Source organism: Archaeoglobus sp. UBA230 (assembly GCA_002507545.1).
Taxonomy (GTDB): Archaea; Halobacteriota; Archaeoglobi; order Archaeoglobales; family Archaeoglobaceae; genus Archaeoglobus.
Genome location: DAVR01000009.1, coordinates 44,239 through 59,257 on the forward strand (window position 1 = coordinate 44,239; position 15,019 = coordinate 59,257).

A 15,019-nucleotide genomic window follows, 5' to 3' on the forward strand; every position below is an offset into this window, starting at 1 on the left:
CAAAATTTATGATTAGTAAAATCAAAAAATTTAAATATGTTAAAACTTTCACTACTAATCGGGAAGTAAGTTTGTAGTTGGAGGGTGAAAAAATGCCTTGGCCACCGAAGGTGTTTTGGGTAGGTTTGGTAGTATACTACGGCTTTGTAGCGATTTGCTGGATTGCGGAAGCAACTTCAGGGATAAATCATGTAGTAGGACTGCCGTTCTGGTATGCGTCGTTCTTAGGGACTTTCCTGATACCGCTGCTGATGTCTGTGATCTACTTCTACTTCCCAGAGAAGGCTGAAGAGGCGAGAGGTGGTGCCTAATGGTGACGGTAGAGGCTCCAGTTGTAGGAATAACTGTGCTGTACTTTTTAGCCATAGTCGCAATCGGGTACTATTCGAGGCAGAGACTGAAGAGCGCTACTGACTACTACGTTGCAGGAAGGCAGGTTGGTGCTGTTGTGAATGGTCTTGCTCTGGAATCAACGTATCTCAGTCCTGCATCAATGCTTGGACTGCCAGCATACATTTTCATTCTCGGTTATCCTTTCTGGTGGGCGATGTCAGCTATCATCGCAGGAATGCCAATAGCAACTCTTCTCACTGCATCAGCACTGAGAAAATACGCACCAACAAGCTTCGCTGACTACTACGCGGACAGATATAACGATCAAAGACTGAGATGGCTTGTTGGCATAGTTACTGTTATTGGTGCGGTGCTGTATATAACTCTCTCAATCGTGGGTATGGCTCTCTTCCTTCTCGCTATTGCAAAGGTGCCGTATATTGTTGGAGTTATCGTTGGAACGATTATAGTTATGCTTTACGTTGTCTGGGGAGGGATGATTGCAACAAGCTGGAACGCTGCCTTCCAAGCTTTCCTGATGACGCTCGCAGCTGTGATTGCTGCAGTTGCCATCCTTATAAAGCTCGGAGGTATTAGCGGATTCTACGAGGCAGTTGCTGCAAACAATCCCAAATTCTGGAACACTCCCAGCGATCCTGAAGTGCCCCATCTCCTCAGCGGAACGTGGATCGCTGTCATAGGATGGTTCTTCGTTTGGCACTACGGATTCGCAACAATGCCATACACGGTTGTCAGGTTCTTCACAACTATGGACATCAAGACTGCAAGGAGAAGTATTTTCTGGTGCACGCTGGCTGCAGGTATATTCTACATGGCATTGCAGATTATCGGTGCTGGTTCGAAGCTTCTGATTGAAACTGGCCCAATGGGTGGAGAGGGAGCCAATGCTGTGTCAATACTGAAGAACTACATGGCACAATACGGAGTTGGAGGCTGGCCAGACTATTCGATGGTTGCAGCAGTTGAAGCATTACAGAACCCGTGGATTCTCGGCATACTCTGTGCTGGTGGTTTAGCCATCGCCATGTCAACCGCCGCTGGATGGGTCATGGTCGTCAACACCCTCGTTACGAGGGATTGGGGAGACATGATGCTTAAGAGCAGGTATGCAAAGGAGAACCCGATCACCCTTGCCAGAATCATTTCAGTGATATTCCTTCTCGTTGGACTTGCGATTGCCGTCAACCCACCGGGACTTGTGCTTGACCTCTCAGGGTGGGCGTTTGTAGTTATAATCTCAGCTCTTGGACCCGGATTGATTCTTGGTCTCTGGTGGAAGAGAGCTACCAGAGCTGCAATGTGGACCACTGCAATCATCATGACCCCGCTGCACCTCTATGCATGGCTTAAAGCAAAACTCGTTCTTGGACACCATGCGTTCTTCTTCCTCAACGACGTGCTGTTCGGAGACAAGACCGCTCTAATCACACCGCACCAGGTTTGGGCAATACCCGTTGGATTCATACTGTTCATAATCGTTTCACTGATCACAAAGCCGGTTGAGAAGGAGGCTGTGGAGAAATACTGTATTGAGCTGACGAAAGAAGTTTAAATTTAATCTTTATTTTTTAAAAAGCTCTTTAATTATTGCTAAAGTGGATTCTCTGGCAATTTTGGGTATACTACCTCCTCCAAGCACCACAACCAGCTTTCCGCTACACAGGTTTTCAGCCAAGTCCTTCAACCTTCTTGCGGTTTTAGTGTAATCCGAGACGGTCAAACCAACATCTCCATACTCCCCAACGTGCGTGTCGTGGCCGAAATACCAGAAGATCATTTCAGGTTTGAATTCCTCTACTCTTCCAGAGAACATCTCAATTGCATTAAAGTAGTCATGGGAAAAATAGCTCACATCAACTTTCAGTCCATCCTTTGAGGTATAATCGTTTCCGCATAGACAGAAATGCAGTATGTTGAAGTTCAGCAGTTCAACAAGCTGCCTTGTCCCATCACCGTGGTGGGCATCGGTGTCAATAATCGCAATCCTTATCCTGCCGAACTTGTCGTAGAGGTTTCTGATGGCAAGAATAACATCATTGAAGCAACAGTATCCCCAGAAGTAGTCTCTACTTGCGTGATGCCCTCCAGCACCGATGTAGCAAAAGGCGTTTCTCAGCTCTCCACTGTATACCATCTCAGCAGCCTTAACAACTCCTCCCGCAGAATGCCATGCAGTGGAGCAGAGTGAATCTTGCTCAACACCTTTCAGGTGATCTTCAGTATGAACTTTCAGAATTAACTCGGTCTCGACAGGAGGAGAAATTATGAGCCTGAAGTTCTGACCCTTTAATTCCTCAAAGGCTTCTGGGAAATCTTTGAGCCTCGTTCCAAGAGTTAAATAGCTTCTTCTGCTGAAAGAAGGGTGATAGAAAACACCTGTAACCATAAAAAATTAAGAGGATTTCAACTCTGGGAAGTCATCGTAGAAGTACTCGTGCTCCCCTCTTTCTTCTTTCTTTCTCTTCTCCTCCTCAATCTGTCTAAGCTCTACCCTCCTTATCTTACCACTGATGGTCTTCGGCAGCTCTGGTACGAACTCGATTATTCTTGGAATCTTGTATCTTGCAAGAATCTTCTTGCAGTGCTGGAAAAGTTCAAGGGCGAGCTCTCGTGATGGTTCGTAGCCGGGTGCAAGCATCACGAAAGCTTTAACGAGTTGGTATCTTATCGGGTGTGGACTGCCAACTACTGCAGCCTCAGCCACTGCCGGATGCTCAATCAAAGCACTTTCCACTTCAAAAGGTCCAACACGGTAGTCGGAAGTCTTTATGACATCATCCGCTCTGCCAACGAACCACCAGTAGCCCTTCTCGTCGAAGAAAGCCTTGTCACCAGTGTAATAGTAATTGCCAACGAAAACCTTCGCCGTCTTCTCGGGATCGCCCATATACTCTTTGAACAACCCTATCGGTCTCCACCTGTCCAATCTTACGACTATGTGTCCTACCTCGTTGGGCTTTGTTATCTCATTCCCCTCATCATCAACCAGTGTCACATCATACATGAAGGTTGGTCTGCCGAAGGAGCCGGGGATTATCTTTTCACCCTTATACCACGGCGGGTTGCCTATCATCGCCGTACTCTCTGTCTGTCCGTAGAAGTCTCTGATCTCGGTCTCAGTATACTTCTTCCACTGTTCGTAAAGCTCCGGATTGAGAGGTTCTCCAGCACTTACAACATCTCTCAGTGCTGAGAAGTCATATTTGGATAGATCGGAGAACATAAAAAGCCTCCATGCTGTTGGTGGAGCGCAGAAGGTGTTTACCTTGAATTCAGACACAGCCTGCAAATAAAGGTCTCCGTTTAGCCTTGTGAAGTAAAATCCTGTTGCCGTGGCTCCTACAATTAGAGGGGCAAAGAAGGAACTCCAAGCATACTTCGCCCAGCCTGGGGCACTGAGGTTGTGGTGAATGTCTCCCGGCTGAACGTTTATGATGCTTGCGGTTACCAGGTGGCCGAGTGGATACGAAGTGGCTGTATGAGCAACTCTTTTTGGCAATCCAGTGGTTCCTGAGGTGAAGAAGCTGAATATCGTATCATCTGGTTTTGTTTTAGCAGCTTCAGCCTCTGAGGACTCTTTCCTTATACTGTCGTAACTCTCCCACCCCTCTCTGTCTCCAATTACAATTTTTACCTTCGGCGTGACACCAACATTGTTGAGAGCCTCATCAATGGACTTTGCGGAGTTTTCATCGGCTATTACGGCAACAGGTGGATAGACTCTGAACCTATACTCCAAATCTCTGACGGTCATGGTTGTTGCAGTGGGCACTCCAATGAAGCCACCTTTCACCGTGGCGAATGTTGAAAACCAGATTTCAGGAAGCAGTGGGATCATCATGTAAAAGCTATCTCCTTTCTCCACTCCATGTCCCCTCAGGAAATTAACAACCTTGTTTCCTTCTGCAGCAAACTCCTCGTATGTAAACTCCTTTTTCTCTCCTGTCTCAATGTTCGACCAGATCAGTGCCTTCTGATCACCTCTCTCTTTTACGTGTATTCCTTCAAAAACCTCCTCAGCCCAGTTGAAGTACTCAGGCAACTGCATCTTGTTCAGCTTGTCAAAGAAACCCATCATAGCTTTTTCTTTTGTCTCGTCGTCCGGCAGTTTTGTAATTTCTATAAATTCCTTATACACATCTTCTAACCCCATACTAACACCAACCTCGACTTATTCAAGGTTTTTACGCAATATTTAATCGCTATTGTTTTACGTAGTATTTAAGAATTTTGAAACATGGCGAATTAATGGAAAAGTTTTAAGTCTTTAAAATAAACCAAGTATCAATGACGAGGATAGATGAAAAAAGAAGGGAATGGGAAGAGAAATGTCTGAAACCTTGGCTTCAGAAGGCTGGACAAAGGGAAGAAAGGTTTGAGACGTTATCCGGTGTGGAAGTTAAGACCGTCTACGACCCTTTGGATATAGAACACCTCGACTTTGTGAAGGACATTGGCTACCCCGGAGAGTATCCCTTCACAAGAGGAGTTTATCCGAATATGTACAGAGGAAGACTCTGGACGATGAGACAGTTCTCAGGCTTTGGAACCGCTGAAGATACGAACAGAAGGTGGAAAATGCTCCTTGAGGAAGGAGAGACGGGCTTAAGCACAGCATTTGACTTTCCAACTCTTATGGGTGTGGACAGCGATGACCCACTTGCAGACGGAGAGGTAGGAAAGGTAGGTGTGGCTATTGACACTTTGAAAGACTTTGAAATACTCTTCGACGGCATTCCACTCGATCAGGTCTCCACTTCCTTCACAATAAACCCACCAGCGGGGATAATACTTGCAATGTACGTTGCCATTGCTGAAAAGCAGAGGGTGCCCAAGGAGAAAATAAGAGGGACGATTCAGAATGATATGCTTAAGGAATTCCATGCTCAAAACACCTTGGTTTTGCCTCCTGAACCCTCTCTTAAGATTATAGTGGACATCTTCGAATGGGGAGTTGAGAATGTACCAAAGTTCAACCTAATTAGCATCTCTGGCTACCACATCAGAGAAGCTGGCTCTACTGCTGTTCAGGAGCTTGCCTTTACAATCGCAGACGGAATGGCTTACGTTGAGGCTGCTATAGAGAGAGGGATAGACATAGACCGCCTTGCTCCTCAGCTCAGCTTCTTCTTCAACTCGCACAACGACTTTTTCGAGGAAATTGCGAAGTTCAGGGCAGCGAGGAGGATGTGGGCAAAGATAATGAGGGATGAGTATGGGGCAAAAGATCCGAGGTCATGGTGGCTGAAGTTCCACACTCAAACTGCAGGATGCTCTCTGACAGCCCAGCAGCCTCTGAACAACGTAGTGAGAACTACAATTCAGGCAATGGCTGCCGTGCTTGGTGGTACTCAGTCTTTGCACACAAACAGCTTTGATGAAGCCTGGGCTCTGCCGAGTGAGGAGGCTGTGAGGGTTGCATTGAGGACGCAGCAGATAATTGCTTATGAGAGCGGAATACCCAACGTTGTTGACCCGCTTGCGGGAAGTTACTACGTTGAGTGGCTGACAGACAAGATGGAGAAGCTTGCGTGGAAATACATCGAGGATATCAGGAAGATGGGAGACGGCAGCATGCTCAGGGGTGTGCTGAGGGGAATCGAGAACGGTTTCTTCGTTAGGGAGATTTCTGATGCTGCAGCCAGATACCAGAGGGAGATTGAGGAGGGTAAAAGGATAGTTGTTGGTGTTAACAAGTTTACCATCGAGGAGGAACTCAGAATTCCCATACTGAAGGTTGACCCAGAAGTGCAGAGAAGACAGATTGAGAGGCTCAAAAAGGTTAAGGCCGAGAGGGACAATGAAGCGGTAAGGGAGGCTTTAGAGTGGTTGAGGAGTGCTGCGGAAAATGATGAGAACGTGATGCCGCCGATAATGGAAGCTGTCAGGAGCTACGCCACAATCGGAGAAATAATGGGTGTGCTGAAGGAGGTTTACGGCACATACAAGAAACCAATCATCATCTGAGGTGGTTGAATGGAGAAGAAAATAAGAGTTCTGGTGGCGAAGGTAGGCCTCGATGGGCATGATAGAGGAGCAAAGGTTCTGGCGAGATTTCTGAGGGATTCAGGCTTCGAAGTGATCTATACTGGATTGCATAGAACCCCCCAGGAAGTTGCGATGGCTGCTGTGGATGAGGATGTTGATGTTGTCGGGATAAGCTTGCATAGCGGTGCGCATCTTGCCTTGGTGCCAAAAGTGATAAACTACATCAGAGAGTATGGAGGCAATCCTGATGAAATGCTGATTCTGGTTGGGGGTGTAATTCCGACCGATGATATTGTTGAGTTGAAGAAAATGGGGGTAGATGAGGTCTTCATCCCCGGAACCCCCATTTCGGAGATTGTTGAATTCATAAAAACGAAACTGCCTGAGAAGAGGAAGAAGAATGAAAGTTGAAGAGCTTGTTGAGGGGCTGCTTTCCGGCAACAGAAGGGCTTTAGCGAGGGCCATAACCTACGTGGAAAACGAATATCCGGAGTCGAAGGAGATAATGAAGAGGATTTTTACCAATACCGGCAAAGCTCACATTGTGGGACTTACTGGCTTTCCGGGAGTTGGTAAGAGCACTTTGGTTAGTAAGCTGACGGAGGAATTTAGAAAAAGAGGAAAGAAGGTTGGTATAATAGCCATTGATCCCGGTTCACCCTTTACAGGAGGAGCCTTGCTTGGAGACAGGTTAAGGCTGGATGGAATGGACTCAAGAAAACCTCTGTGGACGGATCCAGGAGTATTCTTCAGGAGTATGAGCTCTCGCGGTAGGGCTGGAGGTTTAGCGGCGAAGACAGGAGATGTTGTAAGGCTGCTCGACGCCTTCGGTTTCGACATCATTCTCGTTGAGACTGTCGGAGCGGGGCAGAGCGAGGTTGACATCATAGAGGTTGCGGATACTTCAGTGGTAGTAATGATGCCTGAAACTGGAGATGAGATTCAGGTTAACAAAGCAGGAATTCTCGAAATCGGAGATATTTACGTGGTCAACAAGGCTGATCTCGGAGGGGCGGAGAAGGTTGAAAGGTGGCTGAGATACATGCTCTCTCTGGATGAGGAGAGCGTTCAGATGCTGTCCCAGATGACTCATGCAGACGAGGCGAGGGTTGCGAGCGGTGAGTTTTTTGAGCGCAGGAAGGGATGGTGTCCTCCGGTTATAAAGACTGTGGCAGATAAGGGAGAGGGGATTGCAGAGCTTGCTGATGCCATTGAGAGACATTTCAAGTATATGGAGGAGACGGGATTGATAGAGAAGAGGAGGAAGGAGAGGGTAAAGAGAGAACTCTTTGAGATTGTCATGAATGACGTGATTAAGCTTGTTAAGGAAAAAACGAACTACAGAGATGTGATTGCAAAGCTTGCGAGGAATGAAATTGATCCATATACAGCGGCAGATATGATAGTGGAAGAGGTGTTAAAAAATGCAAAGGAAAGATAGTAGCGTAACAGTTACTGCCAACGGAAAAGTCGTCAGTAAAGATTCCAACATTGCGTGGTATGTGGGGACTCTGGATGAGGCTAATGCCTTCATAGGGCTTGCAAAGGTTTTTGCGAGAGATGAAGAGGTAAAGAGAACGCTTGGGGAAGTTCAGAGAAAGATGTTTGTTGTTGGTGTAGAGTACGCGAAAAGCTCTCTCGCAGAGAGTGATTATGAGTGGCTTATGGGTAAAGTGAAGGAGTTTGAAGATGCTGTCAGGAAGCCTAATAGCTTCGTCATACTTGAAAAGGACGAGCCAACTGCATTCCTGAGCGTTGCAAGGGCTGTTGTGAGGAGGGCAGAGAGGATAGCAGTAAGGCTTTACAGAGAAGGTGTGGTTGGTATGAACGTTGTTGAGTGGTTGAACAAGCTCAACTACCTTCTCTACCTCATGACCCTTAAAGAGGGTAGGGATTTTGAAAAGATTTAGGGGGTGTTGTTTTTGAGGGATGTTGCTGTTCTTGGAGTTGGAATGACAAAGTTCGGAAAGCATCCGGATAAATCACTTGTTGATTTGTTTGCTGAGGCGTTTTATGAAGCTTTTGAAGGATCCAACATTGAGCTGAAGGACATTCAGGCTCTCTACTACGGAAACTTTGTGGGAGAGATGACTGACGGCTCTGGTAATCTGTCAGGTTTTATGGCCGACGAGATTGGGCTGAGGGGAATTCCTGCGATTAGATACGAGGGGGCATGTGCCTCTTCGAGTGTCGCCTTCAGGGAGGCTGTGAGGGCTGTTGCTGCCGGTTATTATGATATTGTGGCTGTTGGCGGGAGTGAAAGGCTTTACACAGCGGGAACTGAAATTGGAACGAGGGCATTGGCTACAGCGGTAGATGGGGTTTACGAAATCACTGCCGGTCTAACATTTCCGGGTGTGTTCGCCTTGGCGGCGAGGCTTTATGCCAAGAAATACGAAATTCCACTTGAGGAGCTGAGAGAGATGATGGCCATGGTTTCTGTTAAGAACCATAAATATGGGGCCATCAATCCCAAGGCACAGTTCTACGGCAAGCTGGGAGATTTGAAGGTTGAGGATGTGTTGAATTCGAGAATGATAAGCTCACCCCTAACACTTCTGGACTGCTGTCCCATGACCGATGGTGGGAGTGCCGCGATAATCGCAGCTGCCGATTTAGCTGAAGACTTGGTTGACACGCCGATTTACGTGAGGGGGACGGGACAGTCTTCAGCGGGTGGGCTGTTCAGGCAGAAGGAGGATATAATTAGAGCTGTTCCGAGGAGGACGGCATCGCAGATGGCCTTCAAGGAAGCCAACATGAGTCCCAAGGACATAGACTTTGTGGAAATTCATGACTGCTTTACAATTGCGGAGATAATAGCCACTGAAGCCATGGGTTTCTTCGAGTATGGGCAGGGTTGCTATGCGGTGAGGGATGGTGTTACGAGTATTGATGGTGATCTGCCAGTCAACCCGGATGGAGGGCTGATTGGTAAGGGGCATCCTGTTGGAGCGACTGGCGTATCACAAGTTTATTCGGTGGTTAAGCAGCTGAGAGGGGAATTCAAGGAGAATCCAGTAAAGAATGCAGAAACAGCAATGACCGACACGCTTGGTGGAGATTTTGGAACGCTGGTTAACATGATTTTCAGCGTGCACAGGAGGTGAGAATGTGAGGTTTGTTGACTTCTTCAACGCCCTCTTAGAGGGAAAGGTTATCGGCCAAAAGTGCAATGACTGTGGTAGCTACACGTGTCCGCCGAAAGCGACATGTGATGAATGTGGGAGCAGGAACCTTGAAGCTGTGGAGATGAGCGGTAGAGGTGTGATAAGGACTTTCACCACAACCTATGTAGCTCCGTCAGGCTATACTGAGGAAACTCCATACACCGTTGCAATGGTCGAGCTTGACGAGGGGCCTTGGATCGTTGGAAGGATTGATTTGCCGAATGAGGAGGTAGAGAAGCTTGGCCAAGAACTGATAGGGGCGAGAGTGAGCGTTTACGGCAAGGAGTTTCCGACAGAGCCTTTCTACCCGGACAAGAAGAGAAGGGTAGTTCCCATGTTTAAACTGGAGAGGTGAAAGGATGAATTTTGAGCTTGATGAAGAGCACAGAATGCTTCAGAACGCAGTGAGGGAGTTTGCCGAGAAGGAAATAATGCCCTACGGCAAGGAATATGACGAGAAAAGGGAGTATCCAATGGAGATATTCAGAAAGGCCGCAAAGCTTGGTTATGTGGGAGCGAGTGTTCCAGAGGAGTATGGTGGGGCGGGGATGGACTATCTTGGTGAAGCTATAATCAGCGAGGAGCTAACGAGGGCGGACAGCAGTATCGGAACTGCCATTGACTTGGCTATCCTCGGCGTTCCAATGATTCTGAGATATGGCACAGAGGAGCAGAAGGAGAAATACATCCCTCCAGTTGTGAGCGGTAAAGCTCCATCAGCCATTGCCATTACCGAGCCAGATTGCGGGACGGATGTGGCAGCGATGAGGACTAAGGCTGTTAGAGAGGGAGAATACTGGATTCTCAACGGCTCAAAGACCTTCATAACCAACGGAAGCGTCGCTGGTCACACCCTTGTGATGGCGAAGACGGCTGAGGTGGAACCCCCTCACAGGGGCATCACGGCATTCATTGTGGAGACCAATACTGAGGGCTATGAAGCGAGAAGGATAGAGAAGATGGGACTCAACTGCCACGATACTGCTGAGATCACTCTGAAAAATGTAAAGGTTCCTGCAGAGAATCTGCTCGGGGAGGAGAACAGAGGATTTTATCAGCTCATGGAGTTTTTCAACGAGAGCAGGGTTAAAATTGCCGCATTACATCTCGGAATGGCGGTTGGAGCTTACGAGAGGGCTTTGGAATATGCGAAGGAAAGAACGGCCTTTGGAAAACCTCTGATCGAGCATCAGGCAATCCAGTTCAAGCTTGCGGATATGTGGAAGGACATTGAGGCTGCAAGACTTATGGTGTACAAGGCAGCGTGGCTGATAGATCAGGGCAAACCTTTGCCAGCTTTAAGCTCAGCAGCAAAGCTCTTTGCGAGTGAGGCTGCTGTTAGGGTTACATACGAGGCTTTGCAGATATTTGGGGGCTACGGATACAGCAAGGAATACGACATTGAACGCTACTACAGGGATGCAAGGGTTGGAACCATCTACGAGGGGACGAGCGAGGCTCAGAGGATTGTAATTGCGAGGAGTTTAGCTGGGAAGATTAATAGGTAATTCTGTCATTTTCTAAAATTATTTCCTGCCATCAAACCCAGCCGGAAACATTTTGTGGAGATAATTTATTCTTTTACTGGGCCTAACACCAAAACGATAGGATTTTATAACTTCTGTGGGTAAATTAATTTAATGAGGGTCAAAATTGATAAAAGGGGTAGAATAACAATACCGAAGGCAATCAGAGAGAAACTTGGGATTAATAACGAGGTCGCAATCTCCGTAGAGGGAGATAAATTGGTTATAAGAAAAGCAGAAGACCCGTTTGAAAACCTCAGGAAAGCTTTTTCTGGTTTGAGCTTTTCCAGAGAAATTAGAAAGGTCGCTGAAAGTGAAGCTATAAAACTGGTGAATGAATGAGAGCACTTGTCGAAACAGGTTTTCTCCTTGCACTGAATCCTGATGATTCTCACCATAAAAGAGCAATGGATGTATTGAAAAAAGCTAAAAAAGGCGAGATCAAACTCTACATATCTTCTCCTTCCCTTATCGAGCTTTCACTTTTGCTTAGAAGTAAGGGGTTGGATGAAGATATCATTAGCACCGCTTTCCTATCTATCGAGGATGCAATAAAAATGTATACTAAGGTTCAGTATGCTTGCTTGAGAGCGGAGCATTTAGCTCTTTCGGCGGAATTGAGGAAGAAATACAGAGAACTAACTTTTTTCGATTCGCTTCACGCTTCAATTGCTATCATAGACAGATTAGAGTATTTAGACCTTGATCCTGTAATAAGAGAGGTTGTAGAAAAAGAGAAACTTGGTGAAGTTGGATTTTAATGTTTTGTTAAACCCTCTTGCCTAATTTCAACACGTAATCTAAAACTTGCTCCACGACTTATATAATACTGAAAATAATACTGGTGATAAGGTAAATTTTACGAGTCTGGGGATGTTACAGATACATTTTTATTTTTTATCGTTCCATTTTTAACATGTCATCCGAATTTGGCGACCTGAAAATAGATCAGATAGGGGTTGTTACCGACAACCTCGATCGAATTGCTGAGTATTTCAAGGAAAAGTTTGGCATTGACTTTGTCACCTTCGAAACGGAGCAGGAGAGAGGAAAGATCAGAATTGGTTTGACCAATCTCGGCGAGGTGCAACTTGAACTCATTCAGGTCATCGAGGGCGAGACAATCCATGCAGATTTTCTCAGGCGTAAGGGAGGGGGATTGCACCACATTGGATTCTTTGTGAAGGATTTGGATGAAAAACTCCGAATTGCCAAGAAGAGGGGTATTGACGTTGTTGAGCAGGGCGAGATAGCTGGTGTAAGGTACGCGTACCTTGACACGGAGAAAGACATCGGCATAACTCTGGAGTTTATTCAGGTTTGATTTTATAACCAAGCCCTTCAAATCCATCCAAGAAATCCTGAGAATATTGCCAATAGTGTCATATCAAATCCAAGAATACCAAAGGTCACTGCAGCCTGTTTCTCTGTTGAGTCCATATCGTACACCCAGTAGGCTACGAGGAAGAAAGGCAGGTAGCCAATGAGAAAGATCAGGAAGGGCATATTCGTATTCCACCACCAATATTCCCAGACAAGCGCATTGGCAGCGTTCAGCAGAATTTCAACAAATACACAGGCTGCGGAAAGTACAACCGCATAGAAAATTCTGTTGTTTACACCAAATACCTTTTCGTTCTTGTTCTCAGGTAGAATCTTTGTTGCTGCAATACCCATTATTGCGAACATCATTGATATTTCAATATTCAACCCAATGAGGATTAGATAGGAAGTCTTTCCGGGCGCCATCCATACGGCAGCGTAATTTGTGAAGTGAAACACGAGAGCATTCCAGATTTCGTTAAACCAGTCCATCCCCCAGAAGGCTAACGCAGCAAACACAGCCCTGTAGTTCTTAGCGGAAATTTCCGAGGCGTAGATGTAAATCACAACCAAAAAGAGGGTAATGACATACCACTGAAACTGGGATGCATCTCTGAGAATTGACAGAGCCTGAAGAGCTGCTTGTGTTGGCATATCATTCGAATTTTTCTGGATTATTTAATATTTACCATTTTGCCAAACCATTTTTTAATCCATTCTCCACTTCAGGGCATGTACTTCATAACCTCCAATGAGGGAAAGTTCAGAGAGGCTAAGGAACTTGCTGCAAAGTACAGTGTTGAGGTTAAATGGCTGAAAATGGAATATATAGAGCCACAGGGAAACTCTCTTGAAGAAATAGCCAAGCTGAGTGCGGAAATGCTGGCTGAGAAAGTAGACGGAGACTTTGTCATTGAAGATAGCGGGCTTTTTGTTGAGGCTTTGAAGGGCTTTCCGGGACCTTATTCAAGCTACGTTTTCAAGACTATTGGCAATGAGGGAATACTGAAGCTCATGAAAGGGGAGGAGAACAGAAAGGCATACTTCAAGGCAGTGGTGGCATATTTCGATGGAAAAGATGTTCACATTTTTACAGGTATGGTTTCGGGAGAGATTGCAAGAGAGGCGAGAGGAGCAGGGGGTTTTGGATACGACCCAATATTCCTCTACAATGGGAGAACATTTGCTGAAATGGAGACGGAGGAGAAAAACAGAGTTTCGCACAGAAGAAGAGCCTTTGAAAAGCTCTTTATGTGGTTAAAGGAAAAAGATTAAAAAATTCAGTCTTCAGAAGATTCTTCCTCCTCTCCTCCTCCTTCGCCCTCAGGCCCCTCTTTGCTCTCAAGCCCTTTGGCAGCGATGACATCGTCAATTCTCAGGATCATTATTGCAACCTCTGTGGCACTGCTTATTGCCTGTTTCTTCACCCTCAAGGGCTCAAGCACACCTCTCTCCTCCATGCAGACGACTTTACCGTTGAAAACGTCAACACCATAGGTCTTCTTGCCCTCTTCATGAGCCCTCTTGAGTTCAACAAGGATGTCAATTGGATCAAGACCTGAATTCTCAGCCAGCGCCCTCGGTATGACCTCCATTGCTGATGCAAAGGCCTCTGCGGCAAGCTGCTCCCTTCCTCCAAGTGATGGCGCCCAGTCTCTCAGCCTCAGCGCCACTTCAATCTCTGGAGCTCCACCACCAGCAACGACCTTTCCACTCTCCAAGGCAGCCTTGACGACCTTTATTGCATCTGTCAGACTTCTCTCGACCTCATCAACCACATGCTCGCTGCCACCTCTGACAAGCAGTGTGACGGCCTTAGGATTTCTGCAGCCCTCGATGAACACCATCTTCTCGTCTCCAACTTTCCTTTCCTCAACCAGCTCAGCTTCTCCGAGATCAGCACTATTAACTTCTCTGAGGTCTGTGAGTATCTTCGCTCCACATGCTTTGGCAATCTTCTCGATGTCACTCTGCTTAACTCTCCTCACTGCCAGAATTCCGGCCTTAGCCAAGTAGTACTGGGCTAAGTCGTCAATACCCTTCTGGCAGAACACAACGTTTGCCCCTGCCTCTGCCAGCTTGTCAACCATCTCTTTGAGCATCTTCTCCTCTTGCTCGATGAACTTCATCAGCTGATCTGGGTCGGTTATTCTGATTTCGGCATCTGTTTCAGTCTCCTTTACTTCAAGAGCTGCCTTCAGCACTGCAATCTTTGCGTTCTTAACTCTCTTAGGCATTCCTGCGTGCACGACCTCTTTATCAATTACGATGCCATTAACGAGCTTGGTATCTGCAACGTTTCCTCCCTGCCTTTTCTCGATTTTGATGTTGTCCTCGTCAACCTTGTACTTGCCATTGACCTTCTCTGCAACCCTCCTAACAGCTTCAACAACAATGGATGCAAGATGATCAAGTGCATATTCGGAGTGCTTGCCCGTTACAGCCGTTGATGCAATCTTCTTCAGAATTTCTTCGTCCTCAACATCTATGTCAATGGCGATGCTGTCGAGGATTTCAAGAGCCTTCGATGCAGCCAGTCTATAACCTCTTGCAATTATTGTTGGGTGAATGTCCTGATCCAGCAGCTCTTTAGCCCTCTTCAGCAACTCTCCAGCAAGAACCACGGCGGTGGTTGTACCATCGCCAACCTCATTGTCT

General features: G+C 46.6%; 17 protein-coding genes. 13 read left to right on the forward strand and 4 right to left on the reverse strand.

Features of this window, described 5'->3' with window-relative positions; genetic code table 11:
* Nucleotides 1–92 precede the first annotated feature (92 nt).
* Nucleotides 93–311, forward strand: a complete 219-nt coding sequence (locus BP688_RS02550) for a hypothetical protein (RefSeq protein WP_290596793.1) — start codon at nt 93–95, stop codon at nt 309–311.
* Nucleotides 311–1,906, forward strand: coding sequence for a sodium:solute symporter family protein (locus tag BP688_RS02555; protein ID WP_290596792.1), 1,596 nt, complete (start codon nt 311–313; stop codon nt 1,904–1,906). The genes BP688_RS02550 and BP688_RS02555 overlap by 1 nt, the downstream gene beginning before the upstream one ends.
* A gap of 9 nt (nt 1,907–1,915) precedes the next feature.
* Here the strand turns inward: BP688_RS02555 and BP688_RS02560 are convergent, their stop codons facing one another.
* Together BP688_RS02560 and BP688_RS02565 are read right to left on the reverse strand one after the other, a co-directional pair.
* On the reverse strand, nt 1,916–2,740 hold the full coding sequence (locus tag BP688_RS02560) for an arginase family protein (RefSeq protein ID WP_290596791.1): 825 nt from the start codon (nt 2,738–2,740) through the stop codon (nt 1,916–1,918).
* A 6-nt stretch (nt 2,741–2,746) separates the two neighbouring features.
* The gene (locus BP688_RS02565) at nt 2,747–4,507 is read right to left on the reverse strand and encodes an acyl-CoA synthetase (protein WP_290623892.1); all 1,761 of its coding nucleotides are present in this window, start codon (nt 4,505–4,507) and stop codon (nt 2,747–2,749) included.
* A 134-nt stretch (nt 4,508–4,641) separates the two neighbouring features.
* On the opposite strand from BP688_RS02565, the gene BP688_RS02570 reads away from it, so the two are divergent.
* The 10 genes from BP688_RS02570 (at nt 4,642) to BP688_RS02615 (ending at nt 12,362) form a co-directional block, all read left to right on the forward strand.
* Nucleotides 4,642–6,321, forward strand: a complete 1,680-nt coding sequence (locus tag BP688_RS02570) for a methylmalonyl-CoA mutase family protein (RefSeq protein WP_290623894.1) — start codon at nt 4,642–4,644, stop codon at nt 6,319–6,321.
* Between the two features lie 9 nt (nt 6,322–6,330).
* Nucleotides 6,331–6,753, forward strand: coding sequence for a cobalamin B12-binding domain-containing protein (locus BP688_RS02575; protein ID WP_290596788.1), 423 nt, complete (start codon nt 6,331–6,333; stop codon nt 6,751–6,753).
* On the forward strand, nt 6,743–7,783 hold the full coding sequence (gene meaB, locus BP688_RS02580; RefSeq protein ID WP_290596787.1) for a methylmalonyl Co-A mutase-associated GTPase MeaB: 1,041 nt from the start codon (nt 6,743–6,745) through the stop codon (nt 7,781–7,783). The genes BP688_RS02575 and meaB overlap by 11 nt, the downstream gene beginning before the upstream one ends.
* Nucleotides 7,767–8,252 carry an ATP:cob(I)alamin adenosyltransferase gene (locus tag BP688_RS02585; RefSeq protein ID WP_290596786.1) on the forward strand — a complete coding sequence of 162 codons (486 nt, stop codon included), beginning with the start codon at nt 7,767–7,769 and terminating at the stop codon, nt 8,250–8,252. The genes meaB and BP688_RS02585 overlap by 17 nt, the downstream gene beginning before the upstream one ends.
* Nucleotides 8,253–8,264: 12 nt before the next feature.
* Nucleotides 8,265–9,452 (forward strand): thiolase C-terminal domain-containing protein, encoded by a 1,188-nt coding sequence (locus BP688_RS02590; RefSeq protein ID WP_394329809.1) that lies wholly within the window; start codon nt 8,265–8,267, stop codon nt 9,450–9,452.
* 4 nt (nt 9,453–9,456) lie between these two features.
* A complete protein-coding gene (locus tag BP688_RS02595) occupies nt 9,457–9,867 on the forward strand; it encodes a Zn-ribbon domain-containing OB-fold protein (protein WP_290623896.1) in 411 nt (136 codons plus the stop codon).
* A 4-nt stretch (nt 9,868–9,871) separates the two neighbouring features.
* Nucleotides 9,872–11,020 carry an acyl-CoA dehydrogenase family protein gene (locus BP688_RS02600; protein ID WP_290596783.1) on the forward strand — a complete coding sequence of 383 codons (1,149 nt, stop codon included), beginning with the start codon at nt 9,872–9,874 and terminating at the stop codon, nt 11,018–11,020.
* A 132-nt stretch (nt 11,021–11,152) separates the two neighbouring features.
* Entirely contained in the window at nt 11,153–11,380 is a 228-nt protein-coding gene (locus tag BP688_RS02605) for an AbrB/MazE/SpoVT family DNA-binding domain-containing protein (protein WP_290596782.1), read from the forward strand.
* Nucleotides 11,377–11,799, forward strand: coding sequence for a type II toxin-antitoxin system VapC family toxin (locus BP688_RS02610; protein WP_290596781.1), 423 nt, complete (start codon nt 11,377–11,379; stop codon nt 11,797–11,799). The genes BP688_RS02605 and BP688_RS02610 overlap by 4 nt, the downstream gene beginning before the upstream one ends.
* Before the next feature lie 155 nt (nt 11,800–11,954).
* A complete protein-coding gene (locus BP688_RS02615; protein WP_290596780.1) occupies nt 11,955–12,362 on the forward strand; it encodes a VOC family protein in 408 nt (135 codons plus the stop codon).
* 17 nt (nt 12,363–12,379) lie between these two features.
* On the opposite strand, the gene BP688_RS02620 is transcribed toward BP688_RS02615, so the two are convergent.
* A complete protein-coding gene (locus tag BP688_RS02620; RefSeq protein WP_290596779.1) occupies nt 12,380–13,015 on the reverse strand; it encodes a hypothetical protein in 636 nt (211 codons plus the stop codon).
* Nucleotides 13,016–13,093: 78 nt separating this feature from the next.
* Between BP688_RS02620 and BP688_RS02625 the strand changes: the two genes are divergently transcribed.
* Nucleotides 13,094–13,636, forward strand: a complete 543-nt coding sequence (locus tag BP688_RS02625) for an XTP/dITP diphosphatase (RefSeq protein WP_290596778.1) — start codon at nt 13,094–13,096, stop codon at nt 13,634–13,636.
* Nucleotides 13,637–13,641: 5 nt separating this feature from the next.
* Here BP688_RS02625 and thsB read toward each other — a convergent pair.
* The coding region (gene thsB / locus BP688_RS02630) for a thermosome subunit beta (protein WP_290624499.1) at nt 13,642–15,019 on the reverse strand (1,378 nt) is incomplete at its 5' end.

Bases quoted from the DNA above. Each gene is read 5' to 3' on its own strand.
- BP688_RS02550 (WP_290596793.1), top strand. From the start codon at position 93: ATGCCTTGGCCACCGAAGGTGTTTTGGGTAGGTTTGGTAGTATACTAC.
- BP688_RS02555 (WP_290596792.1), top strand. From the start codon at position 311: ATGGTGACGGTAGAGGCTCCAGTTGTAGGAATAACTGTGCTGTACTTT.
- BP688_RS02560 (WP_290596791.1), bottom strand. From the start codon at position 2,740: ATGGTTACAGGTGTTTTCTATCACCCTTCTTTCAGCAGAAGAAGCTAT.
- BP688_RS02565 (WP_290623892.1), bottom strand. From the start codon at position 4,507: ATGGGGTTAGAAGATGTGTATAAGGAATTTATAGAAATTACAAAACTG.
- BP688_RS02570 (WP_290623894.1), top strand. From the start codon at position 4,642: ATGACGAGGATAGATGAAAAAAGAAGGGAATGGGAAGAGAAATGTCTG.
- BP688_RS02575 (WP_290596788.1), top strand. From the start codon at position 6,331: ATGGAGAAGAAAATAAGAGTTCTGGTGGCGAAGGTAGGCCTCGATGGG.
- meaB (WP_290596787.1), top strand. From the start codon at position 6,743: ATGAAAGTTGAAGAGCTTGTTGAGGGGCTGCTTTCCGGCAACAGAAGG.
- BP688_RS02585 (WP_290596786.1), top strand. From the start codon at position 7,767: ATGCAAAGGAAAGATAGTAGCGTAACAGTTACTGCCAACGGAAAAGTC.
- BP688_RS02600 (WP_290596783.1), top strand. From the start codon at position 9,872: ATGAATTTTGAGCTTGATGAAGAGCACAGAATGCTTCAGAACGCAGTG.
- BP688_RS02605 (WP_290596782.1), top strand. From the start codon at position 11,153: ATGAGGGTCAAAATTGATAAAAGGGGTAGAATAACAATACCGAAGGCA.
- BP688_RS02610 (WP_290596781.1), top strand. From the start codon at position 11,377: ATGAGAGCACTTGTCGAAACAGGTTTTCTCCTTGCACTGAATCCTGAT.
- BP688_RS02615 (WP_290596780.1), top strand. From the start codon at position 11,955: ATGTCATCCGAATTTGGCGACCTGAAAATAGATCAGATAGGGGTTGTT.
- BP688_RS02620 (WP_290596779.1), bottom strand. From the start codon at position 13,015: ATGCCAACACAAGCAGCTCTTCAGGCTCTGTCAATTCTCAGAGATGCA.
- BP688_RS02625 (WP_290596778.1), top strand. From the start codon at position 13,094: ATGTACTTCATAACCTCCAATGAGGGAAAGTTCAGAGAGGCTAAGGAA.